Origin of the sequence: Microvirgula sp. AG722 (genome assembly GCF_003269145.1) — a bacterium.
Classification (GTDB): Bacteria; Pseudomonadota; Gammaproteobacteria; order Burkholderiales; family Aquaspirillaceae; genus Microvirgula; species Microvirgula aerodenitrificans.
Genome location: NZ_QLTJ01000012.1, coordinates 60273 through 80691, shown reverse-complemented (window position 1 = coordinate 80691; position 20419 = coordinate 60273). Strand labels below are relative to the sequence as shown.

Annotated in this window: 14 protein-coding genes; 13 read left to right on the top strand and 1 reads right to left on the bottom strand. The window is 62.2% G+C overall.

The genetic code is table 11. The annotated features are described in order from the left end of the window. Positions 1-20: 20 nt before the first annotated feature. The 7 genes from atpG (at position 21) to DFO50_RS14305 (ending at position 8933) form a co-directional block, all read left to right on the top strand. Positions 21-887, top strand: coding sequence for a F0F1 ATP synthase subunit gamma (gene atpG, locus DFO50_RS14335; protein ID WP_028499258.1), 867 nt, complete (start codon positions 21-23; stop codon positions 885-887). A gap of 35 nt (positions 888-922) precedes the next feature. Continuing rightward, the gene (gene atpD, locus DFO50_RS14330) at positions 923-2299 is read left to right on the top strand and encodes a F0F1 ATP synthase subunit beta (protein WP_028499259.1); all 1377 of its coding nucleotides are present in this window, start codon (positions 923-925) and stop codon (positions 2297-2299) included. Positions 2300-2310: 11 nt separating this feature from the next. Next, positions 2311-2733: a F0F1 ATP synthase subunit epsilon gene (locus DFO50_RS14325; RefSeq protein WP_028499260.1), complete on the top strand. Its 423-nt coding sequence runs from the start codon at positions 2311-2313 to the stop codon at positions 2731-2733. 90 nt (positions 2734-2823) lie between these two features. Continuing rightward, entirely contained in the window at positions 2824-4188 is a 1365-nt protein-coding gene (gene glmU, locus DFO50_RS14320; RefSeq protein ID WP_112692772.1) for a bifunctional UDP-N-acetylglucosamine diphosphorylase/glucosamine-1-phosphate N-acetyltransferase GlmU, read from the top strand. 91 nt (positions 4189-4279) lie between these two features. Beyond that, complete coding sequence (gene glmS / locus DFO50_RS14315) at positions 4280-6106, top strand: glutamine--fructose-6-phosphate transaminase (isomerizing) (protein ID WP_107889117.1); 1827 nt, start codon at positions 4280-4282, stop codon at positions 6104-6106. A 199-nt stretch (positions 6107-6305) separates the two neighbouring features. Beyond that, positions 6306-7724, top strand: coding sequence for a mannose-1-phosphate guanylyltransferase/mannose-6-phosphate isomerase (locus tag DFO50_RS14310; protein WP_112692771.1), 1419 nt, complete (start codon positions 6306-6308; stop codon positions 7722-7724). Between the two features lie 6 nt (positions 7725-7730). After that, on the top strand, positions 7731-8933 hold the full coding sequence (locus DFO50_RS14305; protein WP_158537469.1) for a glycosyltransferase family 1 protein: 1203 nt from the start codon (positions 7731-7733) through the stop codon (positions 8931-8933). Here DFO50_RS14305 and DFO50_RS14300 read toward each other — a convergent pair. Then, positions 8893-9825: a GDP-mannose 4,6-dehydratase gene (locus tag DFO50_RS14300; RefSeq protein WP_112692769.1), complete on the bottom strand. Its 933-nt coding sequence runs from the start codon at positions 9823-9825 to the stop codon at positions 8893-8895. The two genes, DFO50_RS14305 and DFO50_RS14300, sit on opposite strands and share 41 nt — an antisense overlap. 126 nt (positions 9826-9951) lie before the next feature. Here DFO50_RS14300 and gmd point away from each other — a divergent pair, with 126 nt between their 5' ends. From gmd to DFO50_RS14270, 6 genes are all read left to right on the top strand, one after another. Continuing rightward, a complete protein-coding gene (gmd, locus tag DFO50_RS14295; RefSeq protein ID WP_028499265.1) occupies positions 9952-10923 on the top strand; it encodes a GDP-mannose 4,6-dehydratase in 972 nt (323 codons plus the stop codon). Between the two features lie 111 nt (positions 10924-11034). Next, positions 11035-11826, top strand: a complete 792-nt coding sequence (locus DFO50_RS14290; RefSeq protein ID WP_028499266.1) for an ABC transporter permease — start codon at positions 11035-11037, stop codon at positions 11824-11826. Then, positions 11823-13052 (top strand): ABC transporter ATP-binding protein, encoded by a 1230-nt coding sequence (locus DFO50_RS19900; protein ID WP_028499267.1) that lies wholly within the window; start codon positions 11823-11825, stop codon positions 13050-13052. The genes DFO50_RS14290 and DFO50_RS19900 overlap by 4 nt, the downstream gene beginning before the upstream one ends. Before the next feature lie 3 nt (positions 13053-13055). Continuing rightward, entirely contained in the window at positions 13056-14321 is a 1266-nt protein-coding gene (locus DFO50_RS14280; RefSeq protein ID WP_112692768.1) for a bifunctional 2-polyprenyl-6-hydroxyphenol methylase/3-demethylubiquinol 3-O-methyltransferase UbiG, read from the top strand. Next, on the top strand, positions 14311-17658 hold the full coding sequence (locus DFO50_RS14275) for a glycosyltransferase (protein WP_112692767.1): 3348 nt from the start codon (positions 14311-14313) through the stop codon (positions 17656-17658). The genes DFO50_RS14280 and DFO50_RS14275 overlap by 11 nt, the downstream gene beginning before the upstream one ends. Positions 17659-18335: 677 nt before the next feature. Then, positions 18336-20186 (top strand): DUF4214 domain-containing protein, encoded by a 1851-nt coding sequence (locus DFO50_RS14270; protein ID WP_107889125.1) that lies wholly within the window; start codon positions 18336-18338, stop codon positions 20184-20186. The last annotated feature ends 233 nt before the right edge of the window (positions 20187-20419 follow it).

The window sequence follows — 20419 nt, the reverse complement described above, 5'->3', positions numbered from 1 at the left end:
ACCACTGAAAGGATTGGGACATGGCAGTCGGCAAGGAAATTCGCACCAAGATCAAAAGCGTAGAAGGTACGCAGAAGATCACTCGCGCTATGCAGATGGTCGCGACGTCGAAAATGCGCAAGACGCAGGCGCGCATGCGCGCCGCGCGTCCGTATGCCGAGAAGGTCCGTGAAGTGATGGCGCATGTCGCCGAAACCAATCCGGACTTCAAGCATCCCGCGTTGCAGACGCGGGAATCGGTCAAGCGTGTCGGTGTCATCCTGGTCAGCTCGGACAAGGGCCTGTGCGGTGGCTTGAACGCCAACGTGCTGCGCACTTTCTATCAGCTGGTCGACGGATGGAGCGACAAGGGCGTGGAAGTCGACGTTTGCTGCTTCGGCCAGAAAGGCTTTGCGGCGCTCACCCGTCTGAAAATGAACGTGGTGTCCAGCGCAACCCAGCTCGGCGATACGCCGCAGCAGGAAAAGCTGATCGGACCGGCGTCGAAAATCGTCCGCTCGTACCTGAGCGGCGATATCGACGAACTGCACATCGTGTACTCGAAGTTCGTGAACACGATGAAGCAGGAGCCGAAGATCGAGCAGTTGCTGCCGCTCAGGACCGAAGAGCTGGAGAGCGAATTCCCGTACTCGTGGGACTATCTCTACGAGCCGGATGTGCGCTCCGTTCTCGACATTCTGGTTCGCCGCTATCTCGAATCCGTCGTCTTCCAGGCGGTGGCTGAGAACATGGCCAGCGAACAGGCGGCGCGGATGGTGGCCATGAAGGCCGCTACCGACAACGCCGCTCAGGCGATCGAGCGACTGAAGCTGACGTACAACAAGGCGCGCCAGGCCGCGATTACTACCGAGCTTTCGGAAATCGTCGCCGGCGCCGCGGCTGTCTAGCGCTGCGAGACGGTTTACTTTATTGGGATTTGACAATGAGCCAAGGCAAAATCGTACAGATCATTGGCGCGGTCGTTGACGCGGAGTTTCCGCGCAACGCCATTCCAAAGGTCTATGACGCCCTGAAGGTCGAGAGTACTGGCCTGACCCTCGAGGTCCAGCAGCAACTCGGCGACGGCGTGGTGCGCTGCATCGCCATGGGTTCGTCGGACGGCCTCAAGCGTGGCCTCGACGTGATCAGCAGCGGTGCGCCGATCTCGGTACCGGTCGGTACCGCGACGCTCGGCCGCATCATGGACGTGCTCGGCGAACCGGTTGACGAACAAGGTCCGGTTGCGACCGAAGAGCGCATGCCGATTCACCGTACCGCCCCGAAGTTCGACGAGCTGGCTGCTTCGTCCGAACTGCTGGAAACCGGCATCAAGGTGATCGACCTGCTGTGCCCGTTCGCCAAGGGCGGCAAGGTCGGCCTGTTCGGCGGCGCCGGCGTCGGCAAGACCGTGAACATGATGGAGCTGATCCGCAACATCGCCATTGAACACAGCGGTTACTCCGTGTTCACCGGCGTGGGCGAGCGGACCCGCGAAGGCAACGACTTCTATCATGAAATGAAAGAGTCGAACGTTCTGGACAAGGTCGCGCTGGTGTACGGCCAGATGAACGAACCGCCGGGCAACCGTCTGCGCGTGGCACTGACCGGCCTGACCATGGCCGAGAAGTTCCGCGACGAAGGCAAGGACGTGCTGCTGTTCGTCGACAACATCTACCGCTACACGCTGGCCGGTACCGAAGTGTCGGCACTGCTGGGCCGTATGCCGTCCGCCGTGGGCTACCAGCCGACGCTGGCGGAAGAAATGGGCAAGTTCCAGGAACGCGTCGCGTCGACCAAGACCGGCTCGATCACGTCGATCCAGGCCGTTTACGTGCCTGCGGATGACTTGACCGACCCGTCGCCGGCCACGACCTTCGCCCACCTGGACGCCACCGTGGTGCTGTCGCGCGATATCGCCGCGCTGGGTATCTACCCGGCCGTTGACCCGCTCGACTCGACCTCGCGTCAGCTGGATCCGATGGTTGTCGGTGAAGAACACTATGCTGTCGCTCGTGGCGTGCAGATGACGCTGCAAAAGTACAAGGAACTGCGTGACATCATCGCGATTCTGGGTATGGATGAACTGTCGGAAGAAGACAAGTTGATCGTTGCCCGCGCTCGCAAGATCCAGCGCTTCCTGTCGCAGCCGTTCTTCGTCGCTGAAGTGTTCACCGGCAGCCCGGGCAAGTTCGTGTCGCTGCGTGAAACCATCAAGGGCTTCAAGGCGATTCTCGCTGGCGAGTACGATGCACTGCCGGAACAGGCGTTCTATATGGTCGGCGGCATCGAAGAAGCGGCTGAAAAAGCCAAGACGCTCTAAAAGGGTAGGCCATGAGTACGATGCATGTGGAAGTGGTCAGCGCCGAGGCGCAAATCTATTCGGGCGAGGCCGAGTTTCTGGTCGCCCCGGCAGAGATGGGCGAAATCGGTGTGTATCCCCGTCACGTGCCGCTCCTGACCCGTATCAAACCGGGCCCGCTGCGCATTCGTGTGCCGGGTCAGGCCGAAGAAGTGATCGTTGCCGTGTCCGGCGGATTGATGGAAATCCAGCCGGACTCGATCACCGTGCTCGCCGATGTGGCGGTACGGGGCGACGAGCTTGACGAGCAGCGTGCGGAAGCCGCGAAGAAGGCAGCCGAGGCCGCACTGGCCAAGGCGACCGACGATCGCGAAACCGCCCAGGCCCGTCAGGCACTGAAGACCGCACTGGCCGAGCTGAAGTCGCTCGAGTATCTGCGTCGTCGGGTTCACTAAACCCGGACTGGTACGAGTGGGGCGGTATGGCCCCAAGCATAAAGGCTGCTATCCTCTCCGGATTGCAGCCTTTTCTTTATTGAATCCGAAATGAACGCGCTCAGTACCGTCATTCTTGCCGCCGGTCGCGGCAAACGCATGTATTCCGACCTGCCGAAAGTCCTGCACCCGATTGGTGGTCAGCCGATGCTCGGCCGGGTCATCACCACCGCGCGCCAGCTGACGCCGGATGCGCTGGTCGTGGTTTACGGCCACGGCGGCGAACGGGTTCGGGAAACGTTCGCTGGCGACAGCGACCTGCGCTGGGCCGAGCAGGCACAGCAACTGGGTACCGGCCATGCGCTGAAAATGGCCATGCCGCATCTGCCGGCGGATGGCCAGGTGCTGGTGCTGTACGGCGACGTGCCGCTGATCCAGGCCGAGACGCTGCGCCGGCTGGCAACGGCGGCCGGCAGCGGCGTCGGCCTGCTGGTCGATACCCTGGACGACCCCACCGGCTATGGCCGCATCGTGCGCGATGCACATGGCCGGGTCAGCGGCATCGTCGAGCAGAAGGACGCGTCGGCGGCGCAACTGGCGATCCGGGAAATCAACACCGGCATCCTGGTGCTGCCGGCGGCGCGGCTGGCCGGCTGGCTGAACGAACTCGGCAATGACAATGTGCAGGGCGAGTACTACCTGACCGACGTGATTGCGCTGGCCGTGCGCGACGATGTCGCGGTGACCACACTGGCCGTGCCGGCCAGCTGGCAGGCGGCCGGGGTGAATGCCAAGCGGCAACTGGCCGAACTGGAACGGATCTTCCAGCGCGAACAGGCGAATGCGCTGCTGGACCAGGGCGTCACGCTGCTGGACCCGTCCCGTTTCGATCTGCGTGGCGAACTGCAGTGCGGCCGCGACGTCAGCATCGATGTCGGCTGTGTGTTCGAGGGCCGGGTCACGCTGGGCGACGGCGTGCACATCGGGGCGCATTGCGTGCTGCGCAATGTCAGCCTGGCCGCTGGCTGTGAGGTCCAGCCGTTCTCGCATCTGGATGGTGCCAGCGTCGGCGAAGGCGCCCGCATCGGTCCGTACGCGCGGCTGCGGCCGGGCGCCGAACTGGCCGGCCACGTGCATGTCGGCAACTTTGTCGAGATCAAGAAATCGCGTGTCGGAGAGGGCAGCAAGGTCAATCATCTGACCTATATCGGCGACAGCGACATCGGCCGCGGCGTCAATGTCGGCGCTGGCACCGTGACCTGCAACTACGATGGCGTGAACAAGTTCCGCACCGTGGTCGAGGACAACGCGTTCATCGGTTCCGGCACCATGCTGGTCGCACCGGTCAGGATCGAGCAGGGCGCAACCATTGGTGCCGGTTCTGTCATTACCCGCACCGCACCGACCGGTGCCCTGACGCTGGCCCGGGCCAAGCAGATGACGCTGTCCGGCTGGCAGCGACCGAAGAAACCGTAACGCGCACGCCGGCGACGCTTCGTTACCGATGGGGTCAGGGCCACCGTATATAATGGCGCATTGCCCGCCCGGATTGATTTAAGGACAGAATATGTGTGGTGTAGTCGGTGCCGTATCCCATCGTGATATCGTTCCTCTGCTGATCGATGGCCTGAAGCGGCTGGAGTACCGGGGCTACGATTCGTCCGGCATTGCCGTCAATGTCGGCGATGAAATCCGCCGGGTTCGCCGTGTCGGCCGGGTGACGGAAATGGAAGCGGCCGTGCTCGCGGAAGGCCTGCACGGCAGCGCCGGTATCGGCCATACCCGCTGGGCCACCCACGGCGGCGTGACCGAGCCGAATGCGCACCCGCATATCTCCAATGGCCGCATTGCCATCGTGCATAACGGCATTATCGAGAACCACGAAGAAAAGCGCGCCGAACTGATCGCCCAGGGGTATGAATTCAGTTCGCAGACCGATACCGAAGTGGTCGCCCACCTGATCGACTTCTACGACCAGCAGAGCCACGACCTGTTCGACGCGGTCCGCCGCGCGGTGCGCGAGCTGCACGGTGCCTACGCCATCTGCGTGATGGCGCTCGACCGCCCGCAGGAGCTGGTTGCGGCCCGCATGGGCTGCCCGCTGCTGATCGGCCTTGGCAATGACGAGAATTTCGTCGCCTCCGACGTGTCCGCCATCCTGTCCGCTACCCGCCGGGTGATGTTCATGGAAGAGGGCGACGTCGTGCGGCTGACGCGCGAGGGGGTCGACATCACCGACCAGAACGGTACGCCGGTGCAGCGCGACATCCGCGAAAGCGAAGTGTCGCTGGCCTCGCTGGAGCTGGGCCCGTACAGCCACTTCATGCAGAAGGAAATCCACGAGCAGCCCAAGGCCCTGTCCGACACCATCGATGCCGTGCTGGGCGCGGGCTTCAGCCCGGCCGTGTTCGGTGACGACAGCGGCCGGCTGGCAGCAGCGGAAGGGGTGAAGATCCTGGCCTGCGGCACCAGCTACTACGCCGGTCTGACTGCCAAGTACTGGATCGAGGCGATTGCCGGCCTGCCGTGCAGCGTCGAGGTTGCCAGCGAGTATCGCTACCGCGATGCCTACGTGAATCCGGCACACCTGATCGTCACCCTGTCGCAGTCCGGCGAAACGCTGGACACCATGGAAGCGCTGAAGCGCGCCCGCGAGCTCGGTCACCGTACCGCGCTGTCGATCTGCAACGTCAGCGAGAGCGCGATTCCGCGTGCCAGTGACCTGGTGTTCTACACCCGCGCCGGTGCCGAAATTGGCGTCGCCTCGACCAAGGCGTTCACCACGCAACTGGTGGCGCTGTTCACGCTGGCGATCACGCTGGGCAAGCAGCGCGGACGAGTCGATGCCGAGGCTGAAGCCGGTTATCTGGAAGCGCTGCGCTACCTGCCGGGCTCGGTCCAGCATGCGCTGAACCTGGAACCGCAGATCAGCAGCTGGGCGCAGGCATTTGCGTCGAAGCAGCATGCGCTGTTCCTCGGTCGCGGCGTGCATTACCCGATCGCGCTGGAAGGCGCGCTGAAGCTGAAGGAAATCACCTATATCCACGCCGAGGCCTACCCTGCCGGCGAGCTCAAGCACGGTCCGCTGGCGCTGGTCGACAGCGACATGCCGGTGGTGGTCATCGCGCCGAAGGATACGCTGCTGGAAAAGGTGAAATCCAACATGCAGGAAGTGCGCGCGCGCGGCGGCGAGCTGTTCGTGTTTGCCGACCTGGACAGCCAGTTCAGCGATTCCGACTGCGTGCACGTGATCCGTACCCCGCGCCATGTCGGCATCCTGTCGCCGATCGTGCACACCATTCCGGTGCAACTGCTGGCCTATCACGTGGCGCTGGCCAAGGGCACCGACGTCGACAAACCGCGCAATCTGGCGAAGAGCGTGACGGTGGAGTAGACCGCTCAGCGCCGGATTTTATCCGTATAGATCTTATATTCCGGGTGTAAATATATTGGCATTTTTATTTGTCAATAAAATGCCGGCGGTGAATATCCATTGATCGGCGATAACAGTCCGTTTCGCCTGCGCCGGGAAAACGTTCATAATCGCGAGCAGAACCTTTCAAACTTTTGATCTTCGATTCCATTGGAACAGAATGCCTACCTTGATCCCGACCATTCTGTGCGGCGGCGCCGGCTCGCGGCTGTGGCCCGTCTCGCGCGAACAGCATCCGAAACCGTTCATCCGGCTGGCTGACGGAAAAAGCCTGCTGCAGAAGGCATTTCTCCGCAGTTTCAAATTGCCGGATGTGACAGAAATCCTGACGGTGACCAACCGCGATCTGTTCTTCAAGACCAAGGACGAGCTGCGCGAAGTCAATTCGCGGAAACTGCCTGCGTCATTCATGCTGGAGCCGTTCGGGCGCAATACCGCTGCCGCAGTCGCCTGCGCGGCCCTGCAGGTCCGCCAGCGCCATGGTGACGATGCAGTGCTGCTGGTGCTTGCAGCCGATCACCTGATCGCCAACCAGAAAGCATTTGCAACTGCGGTGGCGCGCGCAGTCGAGCTGGCTGCAGATGGCATGCTGGTAACGTTCGGCATCCACCCGGACAGCCCGGAAACCGGATACGGCTATATCGAGGCTGATGGTCACCGCGTGCTGCGTTTTGTCGAAAAGCCTTCTCAGGACACCGCTCGCGACTATCTGGCCTCGGGCCGTTTTCTGTGGAATTCGGGCATGTTCTGCTTCCGGACCGGCACGCTGATCGACGAGATGAACGCGCACAGCCCCGAGGTCATTCAGGCGGTCGAGCACTGCCTGGCCGCCTCGCAGCAGGTGGGAGGACAGGACGTGCTGCAGCTTGAACTCGACGCCGAGCGTTTTGCCGTCGTGCCCGATATCTCCATCGACTATGCGCTGATGGAAAAATCGTCGCGAGTGGCCGTGGTGCCATGCGATATCGGCTGGAGTGACATCGGTTCTTGGACTGCGCTGGGCGCCCTCGTTCCGCCGGACGAGGACGGTAACTGTATCGAAAGCGAAGTCATGCTTCATGATGTCAGCAACTGCTACATCAAGAGCGAGGAGCGGCTGGTTGGTGCTGTCGGCATCGACAATCTGGTCATCATCGACACTTCGGATGCGTTGCTGGTGGCTAGCAAGGACCGTGTTCAGGACGTCAAGCGGATCTATGCGGGCCTTAAGGAGCAGGGGCATGAGGCCTACAAGCTCCACCGCACAGTCCACCGCCCATGGGGCACTTACACCGTGCTGGAAGAAGGTGACCATTTCAAGATCAAACGCATCGTGGTCAAGCCGGGGGCCAGTCTCAGCCTGCAGATGCACCATCATCGCAGTGAACACTGGATCGTCGTGCGCGGCGCGGCGCGGGTGGTCAATGGGGACAAGGAAATTTTCGTGTCGACCAACGAGTCGACCTATATTCCCGCCGGTCACCAGCACCGGCTGGTAAACCCCGGCTCGATCGATCTGGTACTGATTGAGGTGCAGAGCGGCGAATACCTGGGAGAAGACGACATTGTCCGCTTTCAGGACAACTACGGTCGCTGCTGAATGGGCATGGATGACGCGCTGCTGCGCCGCCTGACTGTGCCGGCGGCGACCGATCACGTGCTGCTCGACGTGGATGCCGTGCGCCAGCCGCTGACTGGTATCGGTCGCTATGCGCTGATGCTGGCACGCGGCCTGTCGGCCGAGTTGGATGCGGAGGCGCTCCAGTTGCTGCGTGGAGGCCATCCGGTCAGCCTTGGGCAGATGGAGCGCGGGCTGGCTTCCGGTTCGGCCGGACGCGTGGCCCGGATCGCTGCGAGACTGCCGTTTCGCCCGATACTGCGGCGCGCCTATCTGCAGTGGGTCGGCATGCAGAGCCGTACCTTGCTGGCGCGCCGGGCCGAGCAGGGTTACCTGCTCCACACGCCGAACTATCTGGGACTCGATTATCCGGGGCGCACGCTGATCACGCTGCACGATCTGTCCTACTGCCATTACCCGGAGTGCCACCCTCCCGAGCGAGTGCGCTGGATGAACGAATGCCTGCCGAGCCGGATCGAGCAGGCGGTCGGTCTGATCACGGATGCGGAGTCGGTACGGCAGGAAGTGATCGCCACCTATGGTGTCGCCCCGGACAAGGTCACTGCGATTCCGCTTGGTGTGGAGCCGGAGTTCCATCCGCGTGAGGCTGCCGATCTGGATCCGGTGCTTGCGCGATACCGGCTGGCGTCGGGCGGATATCTGCTGTCGGTGGCTACCCTGGAGCCACGCAAGAATCTGGAACGTCTGCTGGACGCCCATGAGCGCCTGCCGGTGTCGCTGCAGAGCGCCTGGCCGCTGGTGCTGGCCGGCGGGCGAGGCTGGAGCAATGCTCGTCTGCTCGAACGGCTGCAGGCCGCCGAGGCCTCCGGCCGCGTCCGGCGACTCGGCTATGTGGCCGAAGATGACCTGCCGGCCCTGTACGCGGGGGCCCGGGCGTTTGCGCTGCCCTCGCTGTACGAGGGTTTCGGTCTGCCACTGCTGGAGGCGATGGCGTCCGGCATTCCTGCATTGGCATCCGACCGTGGTTCTCTGCCCGAGGTGGCAGGCGACGGCGCACTACTGGTTGACGCGCTTGATGTGACGGCCATGAGCGTCGCGCTCGAACGATTGCTGACCGATGCGCCGCTGCGCGCACGTCTTGTGGCTGCGGCGCGCGCGCGCGCGGCGACCTATACCTGGGCGCGCTGTGTCAGCGAGACACGGAATGCGTACCGCCGCTGTCCGTGGTGAACCTCGCGAAGCTGGAGTAGATAGCGCGCAGGGAATCCTCTATCGGCGTTCGCGGTTGCCAGCCGGTTGCGTTGCTCAGCCGCGCATGACTGGCGACAACCCGGCGCTGTTCGGCCGGGCGCAGACGCGCCGGGTCCTGACGGACCTCTACCGTGACACCGGCAATGGCGATCAGACGGTCTAGCAGGTCGCGCACCCGGTATTCGCGACCCGAGCAGATGTTGTAGATGCCTCCGCGCACGCCGTGCGCTAGCAGGTCCAGATAGGCCTCGGCCACATCGGCCACATCGGTGAAATCCCGTGTCACGTCGATGTCCCCGACCTCCAGCACCGGCGCCAGCTCTCCGCGGGCGATCGCGGCCAGTTGTGAAGCAAAAGACGGCAGCGCGAAACCGGTGCTCTGGCCAGCGCCAACATGATTAAACGGTCGCGCCATCATGATCCGGTAGCGGCTGCTGATGGCGCGCTGGAAGCACAGCGCCTCGGCGGCAACCTTGCTGACTGCGTACGGGTTGCGCGGATGTAACGGCGTGTCCTCGGTGATCGGGAATGCGGCCGGGTCGACCAGGCCATACATGTCGCCCGAACCGACGAACAGCAGGGCGCCGTCGAATCCGCAGGCATCGAGAGCATTGAGCAACGCTTCTGTCCCGTGGTAATTGACCCGGAACGTGGCGGCGGGATCCTCGAAAGAGGCCGCGACATTGCTCTGGGCGGCCAGGTGCAGCACGGCGTCCGGGGCCAGTCGGCGGATTTCCGCCTCCAGTGCCCGATTGTCCAGCACATCGACCACAGAAGGCAGGGCCAGCCAGTCGGCGCTACGGCCGGCCTGCAGTTGCCTGACTACATGACCGGCGACAAAACCCCGACCTCCCGTTATCATTAACCGCATTTTTTACTCCGGTCTCTGGTTGATGGCCGGGGTATTGTGCCCGAAGTGCGCCCTCCGCGTGAGGATCACCGTGCCGGGTTTCAGCAAGCCAAGCCAAAGGACGCGGGTGTCTACCGCGAGTCGAATATGAGCAAACGAGCACTCATCACTGGTCTGACCGGCCAGGATGGCGCCTACCTGGCGCAACTTCTGTTGAACAAGGGTTACGAAGTCTACGGGATCATTGCCCGCCGCAGTACGCCGACAGTCTGGCGGCTGGACGAGCTGGGCATTCGCGAAGAAATCCGGTTCATTGAGGCCGATCTGGCCGATGCTGCGTCGCTGATCCGCGCCGTCCAGCAGAGTCAGCCGGACGAAATCTACAACCTTGGTGCACAGAGCTTCGTCGGCACCTCGTGGAACCAGCCGCTGGTCACCGCCGACATCGATGCGCTCGGTGTGACGCGACTGCTCGAAGCGATCCGCCTGGTCAAGCCGGACGCGCGGTTCTACCAGGCATCGACCAGCGAAATGTTCGGTTTGATCCAGGCCGAGCGGCAGAGCGAGACGACGCCGTTCTACCCGCGCAGCCCGTATGGCGTGGCCAAGCTGTATGGTCACTGGATCACCGTCAACTACCGCGAGAGCTTCAAGCTCCATGCCTCCAGCGGCATCCTGTTCAACCACGAGTCGCCGCTGCGCGGCATCGAATTCGTGACGCGAAAGGTGACTGACGCCGTCGCGCGCATCAAGTTCGGCAAGCAGAAGGAACTGCGCCTCGGTAATATCGACGCCAGGCGCGACTGGGGTTTTGCCGGAGATTATGTTGAAGCCATGTGGCTGATGCTGCAACAGGACACACCGGACGATTACGTCGTTGCCACCGGTGTGACGACCACCGTGCGCACGATGTGCGAAATTGCTTTCCGCCATGTGGGGCTGAACCCCGACGACCATATCGTCATCGACCCGGCTTTCTTCCGCCCGGCCGAGGTGGACGTGCTGCTCGGCAACCCGGACAAGGCGCGCGCCAAACTGGGCTGGACGCCGAAGACCTCGCTCGAACAACTGATCACCATGATGGTCGAGGCCGACCTGCGCCGTGTCGGGAAAGAATAAACGTCGCGCATCGGGCGGGGTTCCCCCGCCTGCTCCGCCCTCTCGGCGGCTTTTCCGTACCGCTTCTCCCCTGAAACTGTCCGCGGTCGACTATCGCGGGCAGAGGACCGAATGAAACTGATCCATTCCCTCTGGCAATTTCGAGGCTTCGTGCTTGGCAGCGTCAAGCGGGATATCCACGCGCGTTATCTGGGGACCCTGCTCGGCGCGACCTGGATTGTCATCCAGCCGCTGATGATGATCCTCGTCTACACACTGATTTTCTCCAAAGTCATGCACAGCCGGCTACCCGGCGTGGGGGGCGACTTCGCCTATAGCATCCACCTGTGCGCGGGTCTGCTGCCGTGGCTGTATTTTTCCGAAACCCTGCTGCGCTGTCAGACGATCTTTATCGACAATGCCAACCTGATGAAGAAGAGCAGTTTCCCGAACATCTGCTTGCCTGTCATCACTGTTCTGATCACCTCGTTCAATTTTGCGGTGATTTTCAGTCTTTTCCTGGTGTTTTTGCTGCTGATCGGTCATTTTCCAGGGTGGGTGATTCTGGCCATCCTGCCGGTCATTGTGCTGCAGACGCTGCTGGCGCTGGGGCTGGGCCTTCTGTGCGCGACGCTGAACGTGTTTTTCCGCGACGTGGGCCAACTGGTCGGTGCCGTGTTGCAGTTCGGCTTCTGGTTGACTCCGATCATCTACCCGATTTCTGTGCTGCCAGTGTGGACGCACCGCTGGATCATGCTGAACCCGCTGGTCGGCGTCTTCAACTTCTACCAGACCATTTTCGTGGAGCAGCGCATACCGCCGCTCGATGGTCTGCTATCTGCAGCGATCTGGACCTCGTTTTCCCTGGTGATCGGCCTGTGGGTTTACCGTCGCCATCAACGTGAAATGGTGGATGAACTATGAATCCGGTGATCGAAGTCAACGGACTCAGCAAGGCCTACAAGAACTACCCGGGCAAATGGAGCCGACTGCGCGAATGGCTGTCCCCGCGCGGGCAGCCGCGCCACCGGCTGAGCTGGGTGCTTCATGGCCTGAGCTTCAGTGTGGCGGCCGGCGAGTCGGTCGGCATTGTGGGCCAGAATGGTGCCGGCAAGAGCACCCTGCTCAAACTGCTGACTGGGACGTCCTTTCCCACTGCTGGTCAGGTCCGGGTCAATGGCCAGCTATCGGCATTGCTGGAACTGGGAATGGGATTTCACCCGGATTTCACCGGTCGTCAGAATGTCTACATGACCGGCCAGTTGATGGGACGGACCAGCGGCCAGATCGACGGTGCGCTGGCCGGGATCGAGGCGTTTGCCGAAATTGGCGATTATTTCGACCGTCCTGTTCGCACATATTCCAGTGGCATGCAAGTGCGGCTGGCGTTCAGCGTTGCGACAGCGTTTCGGCCCGATATCCTGATTGTCGATGAGGCGCTGGCAGTCGGGGATGTTTATTTTCAACACAAGTGTTTCGGCCGAATTCGCGCTTTTCGCGAACAAGGCACGACACTGCTGTTCGTCTCCCACGACCCGGGGGCTGTCAAGAGCTTGTGTGATCGTGCCATTCTGCTGAATGGTGGCCGCATTGTTCTTGACGACAAGCCGGATATCGTGCTTGACCACTACAACGCGCTGATCGCCGAGCGCGAGGCAGACCATCACCGCGCGAATGCGCGCGAGACGCCTCTGCATCTGCGTTCGGGCAACCGCAAGGCGGAGATCAACGGTGTCGTACTGCAGCATGGCGACGAGGAACGCCAGATTTTCCGCGTCGGCGAGGCGGCACAACTGCGCGTGCGCTATCAGGTTCACGAGCAACTGGCCGACCTGACGTTTGGCATCCTGATCAAGGATCGCCTCGGCAATGACATCTTCGGCACCAACACTTGGCACCTTGGCTATTCCGAGCCCCTGGGAACGCAGCCGGGTCATGAGCAGGAACTGGTGCTGAACATCCCGTCGCTTGCCCTCGGCGTCGGTAGTTACAGTGTGACACTGGCGTTGCACAGCCATGCGACCCACTTGCAGGACAGCTACGACTGGTGGGAAAAATGCCTGGTGTTCGAAGTGGTTCGGGGGTCACACCCCGAGTTCATCGGCACCAGCCCTCTGGTCATCGAGCCTCACCTTAGCCCCCGAAACTGAGCCATGCTGCAAGACAATAACCCGGAAATTGACCTGCAGGTGCTGGAAGCCCGGCTGTCCCGCGATATACAGACACGTCGTCGTGACAGCCTGATGCAGGCCACACCACTGGCGGTGGCGTCCGTCGGAAAACCGTCGCTGCGCCAGCGTCTGCAACGTTATCCACTGCTGGTGCGCATCGTGCGTGCCACACGGCGCACGATGCAGGCCCTGACCCTGCATGGGCTGCCTTTCCGCGAACGCGTGCGAATGTTGCCGCTGGTCGGCCGAGCAGCGCGCTGGACCTTCGTGCTGCTGCAGTTGCCACGCTTCCGCGACATCACACTGGGCAAGCTGCAGGTGCATGACGATCTGTTCCGGCAGCATACTGAAGCCATTCGTTCGTCTCAGGCGCACCTGCAGAGCCTGCAGGACGCGAACAATGACATGTCCGCCGCGCTGCTGAACATGGAGCGGCAGCAGCGGGCCTGGCGTTGCACGCAGGAAAACCGCATTGCATCTCTCCAGCAGCAATTGCGTGAAGCCGAGCAACTGCTGCTGCGCGGGGCCGATGAATGCGCTGCTCCTTTGCCGCGCGACACTGTCGAGACGGCACTGCTTGACAGCTACTATGTGGCTTTCGAGGACGCTTTCCGCGGCAGCCGCGAGGAGATCAAGGCCCGGCAGACCGTGTACCTGCCGGTCTTGCGCGAGCGCGCCGGTGGCCAGGCTGACTGGAGCGTGCTCGACATCGGTTGTGGCCGGGGCGAGTGGCTGGAGCTGCTGACCGAGAACGGCATTGCCTGCCGGGGCATCGATCTCAACCAACGGATGGCCGAGCAATGCCGGCAGCACGGGCTGGACGTCACTCATGGCGATGCGATCTCCTACCTGAACAGCCTGCCTGCCGGCAGCCTGGGCGCGGTGACCGGTTTTCATCTCATTGAACACATCCCGTTTGAGGTGCTGTTGCAGCTGTTCGACGCTGCGCTGCGCGCATTGCGCCCGGACGGACTGGTGATTTTCGAAACGCCAAACCCCGAAAACGTGATTGTGGGTTCTTGCTCGTTCTACAACGACTCGACCCATCTGAACCCCATTCCCCCGCTGGTGCTCGAATTCCTCGCTCAGCATCGCGGCTACGCACGTACCGAGATCCGCCGCCTGCACCCGGTTGATGCCGAATGGCATGTCAAGGACGGCAGCAGTGAGCTGGCCCAGCGTTTCAACCACCTGATGTACGGTCCACAGGACTACGCGCTTATCGCCTGGAAACGACATGCAGATTGACGCCATCCACCAGTTCAGCCACAGCTGTGCACCCGGCGACGGGGTGACCAATGGCTTGTTGTTCACCCGCAAGCTGTTGCGTTCCCTCGGATTCCGGTCGGAAATCTACTGCGTTACCGTCCATGACGCCCTCAAACACGATCTCCGCTCGTTCCGCGACTATCCGGTCGGCGAGGACCGCCAGGCGCTGCTCGTCCATCACAGTCTCGGCCATGACGATGCGGCCTGGATCGAGGCGCGCACTGAGCCGAAAATCCTCGTTTACCATAACATCACCCCGGCGGAATTCTTCCCGGAGGGCAGCTATCTGCACCGCTACTGCACCCTCGGCCGACAGCAGTTGCGCGACTGGGCGCCGCAGTGCATCGGTGCCATCGGGGATTCGGACTTCAATTCCGATGAGCTGCGCGACAGCGGATACGGCAATGCGGTCACCATTCCTATGCTGGTCGATATTGACCGGCTACTGGCGGCACCCTGCGATGTGCGTATCGAAGCCCGGCACGCCGACACATTCAACGTGCTGTTTATCGGACGCATCTGCGAGAACAAGGGCCAGCTCGACCTGCTGGAAGCTTTTGCCGAGCTGCTGCACTTCATTGATCGTCCGGCGCGGCTGATGATCGTTGGTGGCACGACCAGCGAGGACTACCGCGCGCGACTGGATGCACGGATCGCCGAGCTCGGACTCGGCGATTATATCGACATGCCGGGCAAGGTGCCGGCTGACGCCCTGATCGGCTACTACCGTGCCGCCGACGTGTTCGTGTCCATGAGTGAGCACGAAGGCTTCGGCATGCCGCTGATCGAGGCCATGCTGCACGACGTCCCGGTGGTAGCCTACAACAGCAGCAATATCGGCAATACGCTGGGTGAGGGCGGCCTGCTGCTGGACAGCAAGGACCCGCGCCGGATCGGTGCGCTGCTGAACCTGATTTCCAGCCAGCCGGCGCTGCGCCGCCGTATCATCGCCGCGCAGCGGCGCAATCTCGAACGCTTCCGCGCCGACGTCGTCCGCCGGCAACTGGCCGATTACCTTGGCTCGCTGGATATCGGGGTGCCGCTGGCGCCGGTCGACATGCCGCGTAACGACCTGCTGGCCTGGCAGGTCGAAGGCCCGTTCGATAGTGATTACAGCCTGGCCATCGTCAACCGTGAACTCGCGCGCGCACTGCGTGATCTCGGCGAGAACGTTGCATTGTTTTCGACCGAGGGTGGTGGGGATTTTGCGCCGGATGCCGGCTTTCTGGCCGCTCATCCCGACATTGCTGCACTGTCGCAGCGCAGCGCGTCACACCCGCAACTGGATACCGTACTGCGTTTCTGCTACCCGCCGCGTACGAACCGGATGAGGGGGCGGGTCAATGCCTTCCACTGCTATGGGTGGGAAGAAAGCGCGTTTCCGGCCGACCATGCGGCCCGCTTCAACCATGATCTCGACCTGATCACCGTGCTGTCGCGGGAAGTGGAAAAAATTCTGCGCGACAATGGCGTAAGCACGCCGATCGCCGTGGTCGGGGCCGGCGTCGACCATATACTCGCGGCGCCGGTGGCTGGCACTGGCGTGCCGGGACGCGGCTTCCGCTTCCTGCACGTGTCGTCCTGTTTCCCGCGCAAGGGGGTGGATGTGCTGCTGCGCGCATGGGGCAAGGCATTCCGTGCCGGGGACGATGTCAGCCTGATCATCAAGACCTTCCCCAATCCGCACAACACGGTCGCCAGCCAGCTGGAACGTTTGCGGGCAGCCGATCCTGACTACCCGGACGTTGTCCTGATCGAGCGCGATCTGCCGCAGGCCGAGCTGAACGCGCTGTACCGAGGCTGCGACGCCTTTGTCGCGCCGGGACGCGGTGAAGGACTGGGCATGCCGATGGCTGAAGCCATGCTGTTCGATCTGCCGGTCATCACGACCAACTGGGGCGGGCAGACTGACTTTTGCACCGAGGAAACGGCCTGGCTGGTCGATTACCGTTTCGCGCCGGCACAGACGCATCTCGGGCTGTCGAATTCGGTCTGGGCGGAGCCGGACCTTGCGCATCTGACCGCCAGGCTGCGTGAAGTGCGCCAGACGAGCCCGGCTGGGCTGACCCGCCGGACGGCGGCCGCCCGCCTGAAAATCGAGCGTGACTATACCTGGCGCGGTGTGGCTGAACGGACCCGCGCAGCAGTGGCCGCACTGGAGGCGCAGCCGCTGCTGCGCCCGGAACCGAAAATCGGCTGGGTCAGCACCTGGCACAGCCGCTGCGGTATTGCCATCTATGCCGAACGTCTTGCCTGCCGTATCCCGGCCGACCGGCTGGTCGTGCTTGCCAACCGCGACGCCGAAGTGGAGAGCCCGGACGCGCCAAACGTCCACCGCTGTTGGTCTGCTGCCGACAAGTCCGCCGGGAGCCTGGATGCGCTGTATGACACTATCGTTGCCCAGGGTCTGGGGGCGGTTGTCATCCAGTTCAACTTCTCGTTCTTCGGCCTGCCTGCGCTGGCCAGATTGGTCGAGCGGCTGAAAGCACGTGCGATCGGTGTGCACCTGTTCTTCCACTCGACGGCTGACGTCCATCATGGTGCCGAACTGAAGACCCTGACGGATATTGCTCCCGCGCTGGCCACCGCCGACCGATTGTACGTTCACGGCGTGGATGACCTGAACCGGCTCAAGACCTTCGGTCATGTACGCAATGTCGTTCTGTTCCCGCATGGCGTGGGGGCGGCGCCCGTACCGGCTGTACGCCCGGCCGTGCTGGCCGGCAAGCGCGTGCTGGCCAGTTACGGCTTTCTGTTGCCACACAAGGGCATACAGGCGCTAATTCATGCATTTGCCATGCTTGCCGAGCGCCAGTCCGATCTGTACTTGTTACTGGTTACCGCATGCTACCCGGTCGAGCAGTCGGCGCAGGAAGCACGTGATTGCCAGGCGCTGATCGACCATTACCGGCTGGGGGGGCGAGTGACTTTCCTGACCGATTTTCTGCCCGATACCGAAAGCCTGAGCTGGCTTCAGCATGCCGATTTGCTCGTCTATCCGTATCAGCATACCCAGGAATCGTCGAGTGCCGCCGTGCGCACCGGCCTGTCGGTCGGTGTGCCGGTCGCGGTCACGCCGCTGAGTATTTTCGATGATGTGGGCGAGGCAGTGAACCGTCTGCCGGGCACCGGGCCCGAGCAACTGGCGGCAGGCCTGTCGTTGCTGCTGGAGCGGCTGGCCACACCGGTGGCGCGAACGGCCGAGCGCGAGCGCATTGCACGCTGGTGCGCGGTCCGGCAGTGGCCGCAGTTGTCGACCCGCCTTTATCACCTGATCGACGGTCTTTCCCAGCCGTTGCAGGGGACTTCCCTCTGATGTCTCTGCCGCCGTATTTGATGACGTCGGAATGTTATTTTCCGAATGGAGATCATTCGCGTCTCGCGCGGCCGGGGTGACAGCCAGGCGACCACCCGCCTGTTGCGCGAAGCAGCCTTGCCCGGCTGCCCGCGCCAGCCCGCCTGGTGCGGGCTTTTTCTTGCATGAACCAGAAAAGCCCGAGGCATTGTTGCAAAAATGACACACAAAGAACGGAGTTGAAAAAATGTGAAATCACGCAGACACTCAAAAGTCAATAAGGGTACACGCATGAAAACAACCGTTTGATGCAAATCAAAAGTGCGCTATTGGCATGAATTTACAGGATATTTCCGCACCCGTTTTTTTACGGGAAGATGAATTTGCACTGATGCTGGCATTCTGGCTCAGAAAACTGTCATACTCCGTGCGGCAAACCTAATTGTGAGTTGGTGAGCTTACTGCGAACCCAATTGTCAGTAAGGCGAACCCGTTCATAAAATGGCCCCGCAAGTGTCTCTAACACCGCTTGGTTTCACACCCTTGTCCGGCGAACTGCTTGTTGTTTCAGTCCGCCTCTGCCGAGCCAGCCACCCGGCGCCGGCCGCCAAGGACGAAGGTGATTGCAACAGGGTGGTCTGCTGCAGAAAACAGGCGGCGACACGATTGCATCGATCTATCTAGATAGGAGCTTCACAATGGCAGCAACTGCTACCCAAATTCATCAACTGTATGTGGCGTACTTCGGGCGCGCTGCGGATCTGACGGGCCTGGAATACTGGACGAAGTCCGGTGCCAGCGTTGAAGACATCGCCAGCGCCTTTGGTAACAGCGCCCAGCCGGAAACTGCTGGCACGTACGACATCGTCAAGTACCCGGCCACCATCCAGTACGCTGACAAGCGTGAAGCTTTCATCGATCAGGTTTACACCAACCTGTTCGGTCGTGACGCCGACGCCGCTGGCAAGGCCTACTGGAGCAACGAACTGGCTGCCGGCAAAGTGTCGGTGTCGCAATTCCTGCTGGCTGTCGTGAACGGCGCCCAAGGCGACGACGCTGCAATCATCGCCAACAAGGCAGCTGTGTCCGCCGGTGTGACCGACCAGTTGAAGAGCGCCGGTACCGTCCTGTCCTACGCAACGGATGCCGCTGGCAAGCCGCTGTTTGCTCAGCATCTGGCTGACTACCTGACCGGCGTTGATGCCAACCCGCTGTCCGTTGAAAACAAGCTGCTGGTTATTGAAAACGACGCCGCTGGCAAGTCGGGCGCGTTCGCTGATACTGCTGCTGTCGTTGTGGCTGGTTCGGCTTCGATCAACGGCACGGACGCTGCTGACACCTTCTCGTGGAATGGTGCTGCCGTGGTCGACACCAAGGCTGTGTTCGATGGCAAGGGCGGCAATGACACCCTGATCCTGACCGGTGCGGCTGCGACGGCTAACGCCGCCGCCGCTGCCCAGTTCAAGAGCTTCGAAACGCTGAGTCTGGAAGGTACCACCAGCAACACCGTTAATCTGGGCGATTTCACTAACAGCGCCATCTCCACGGTGAAGGTTGCTGCCAATGATTCGACCGCCACGATCAGCAACATCGGCAACGGTGTGACGATCGATCTGGCTGCCAACAAGCTGGACGCAGCCGGCACCGCTGATGCTGACGTTGGCACCCTGACGCTGACCGCCAAGGATGGCGTGTCGAGTGTGGTGGTGAACCTCAACGGTGGTGATGTCGGTGCGATCGACGTGGCTGGCGCTGCTAGCCCGCTGCTGAGCCTGGTGAACAATGCTGCGGCTTCGCACATCACTTCCGTGGCGGACGTCGCCAGCATCTCTGGTGCTCAAGACCTGAAGATTGATGCGTTCTCGGCTGCCACGCTGAACGCCAGCAAATTCACCGGCAATCTGGATGTGGCTGCCAGCGCAGTTGTGTCCCTGACCTCGGGCAGCGGCAACGACAAGCTGGCCGTGACGTTCGCTGCTGCCGGTTCGTCGGAAGTGGCCAAGCTGAGCGCCGGTGCTGGTGACGACGTGGTCACCCTGAACGGCGTGGGTGCAAACCGCGTGGCGACGGTGGATCTGGGTGCCGGCAACGACAAGATCACCGTGGCTGATGCTGTTCTGACCACTGCCACTTCGACTGTCAAGCTGCTCGGCGGCGCTGGCAACGATACGTTCGAGTTCGGCACCGCAGCCAAGGGCAGCAACGTCACCATCGGTGACTTTGCCTCGGGCGACAAGCTGGTTCTGGATGGTGTCACTGGTGCCAAGGCACTGGCTGCTGCCGATCTGGCTGCTGGCACCGTGGGCGGCACCGCTCCGGCAAACCTGGCTGATGCCGTTGCTGCAGCGCTGAAGTTTGTCGCAGACGCAAATACCGCACATGCAGGTACTTACGCCGAAGGTTCGGCCGTGACGTTCCAGTTCGGTGGCGACACTCACGTTCTGCGTGACGCAGATGCAACCGCTTCGTCGGGCTTCGTTGCCGGTGACCTGCTGCACATCACCCTGACGGGTAACGTCGATCTGGCTGGCGCCATCCAGGCGTTCTGATTCAGGTAGTGAATACGCAGGTCTGATCCGAAGTCTGGTTTTGCCTGCGCCTGTAACGCTTTCGCGTTAATGCAACACCCCCCGGTTCGCCGGGGGGTGTTGTCGTTTCGGGAGGGTATCAGCGGGCTGCTGAATTCAGCGAGTCGTGACGGACCGGGATGCCGGGGAACGCGGGCGCATGCCTGAGTCTGGCCGCTGCGCTGCTGCGTGTTCCCGGGTCGGGCGCCATTGCC